This is a genomic window from Embleya sp. NPDC008237 (assembly GCF_042956465.1).
Classification (GTDB): domain Bacteria; phylum Actinomycetota; class Actinomycetes; order Streptomycetales; family Streptomycetaceae; genus Embleya.
Genome location: NZ_JBIBGL010000054.1, coordinates 1 through 1,376, shown reverse-complemented (window position 1 = coordinate 1,376; position 1,376 = coordinate 1). Strand labels below are relative to the sequence as shown.

The following is a 1,376-nucleotide window of genomic DNA, read 5'->3' as shown; positions in this document are numbered from 1 at the left end:
CTGTGGTGCGTCAGCTCTTCTGCTGCGCGACCGCCGCTTCGGCTTCCTTCTGGAGCTGGTCCAGCACGTCCTTGGGCGACTTGCCGGAGACCGCGCTGCCGAGCTGCTCCTTGATCTTGGGCGAGAGCACGTCCCACGCGACGTCGTTCAACGGGTAGAACTTCGCCTTGGGCAGCAGGTCGATGTACGGCTTGAGACCGGCGTTGGCCGGGTTGGCCGCCATCTTGGCCATCACCGACTTGGTCACCGGCGGGAAGCTGTACTGCTCCTGGAACTTGATCTGCTGGTCCGTACCGAACGCGTGGTCCAGGAACGCCTTGATCTGGTCCTTCTTGCCGTTCTTCTTGAACGCCATCATCCAGTCGCAGACCCCGAGGGTCTCGTTCAGCGGACCCGCCTTGCCGGGGATCGGCGCGGTCGCGTACTTGAGGTTCGGGTAGTCCTTCTTCAACGTGGCGATCATGGTGGGGTTGCTGTTCACCATGCCGACGCTGCCGCCGTAGAAGTCCGTGTAGACGTCCTTGCGGTTCTTCGTGCCGGGGTTCGACTCGGTCAGACCGGTCTTGACCAGGTTGTCGTTGACCCAGTTCAGCGCCTCGACGTTCTGCGGGCTGTTGACCGTGTACTTGCCGTTGGTCTGGTAGCCGCCGCCGTTGCCCAGCGCCCAGTTCATGAACTCGCCCTGGGCCTCCTCCTTGCCCAGCGGCAGGCCGAAGGGCGTGGGCACGCCGGCGGCCTTCAGCTTGGTCGCGGCGGCCTTGAGGTCGTCCCAGGTCTTCGGCGGGTCGGTGATTCCGGCCTTGGCGAACAGATCGGTGTTGTAGATCAATTGCCGGGTGCTGGAGGTGAAGGGAATGCCGTACTGCTTGCCCTTGACCGTCGCCGCGGGCGTGAACGACTCGATGAAGTCGGCCTTGGTGGCGGGCGACATGACCTCGTCGACCGGGTAGAGCAGGTCGTCGACGACCTTGTCGGCATAACCGCCGGTCTGCAGAAGGTCCGGCATGTCGTTGTTCTGGATCATGGTCGCGACCTGCTTGTCGATGTCGTCCCAGTTGACGACCTGCAGGTTGACCTTGATGCCCGGGTTCTTCTCGTTGAAGCTCGAGATCACCCCGTTCCAGTACTTCTGCATGCTGCCGTCGCCGCTGCCGTAGTCGGCCACGACCAGCTTGATCGTGCCGTCCTTGGGCGCACCCGCCGCCGCTCCGGAGGCGCCGGGGGCCGCCTTGTCGTCGTCCTTCTTGTCGTCCGAGCCACCACACGCCGACAGAAGCAGTGCGGCCGACAGTCCTGTCGCCGCCAATGCCATCTGGTGCCGCTTCATCGCAGTACCGCCTTCATGCCTTCGGGAAAACAGGACCGTTGGTGAGGGT

1 protein-coding gene is annotated in these 1,376 nt (G+C 63.8%); it reads right to left on the bottom strand.

The annotated features are described in order from the left end of the window. Positions 1–10: 10 nt before the first annotated feature. The gene (locus ACFZBU_RS47955; protein WP_391590153.1) at positions 11–1,327 is read right to left on the bottom strand and encodes an extracellular solute-binding protein; all 1,317 of its coding nucleotides are present in this window, start codon (positions 1,325–1,327) and stop codon (positions 11–13) included. Positions 1,328–1,376 lie beyond the last annotated feature (49 nt).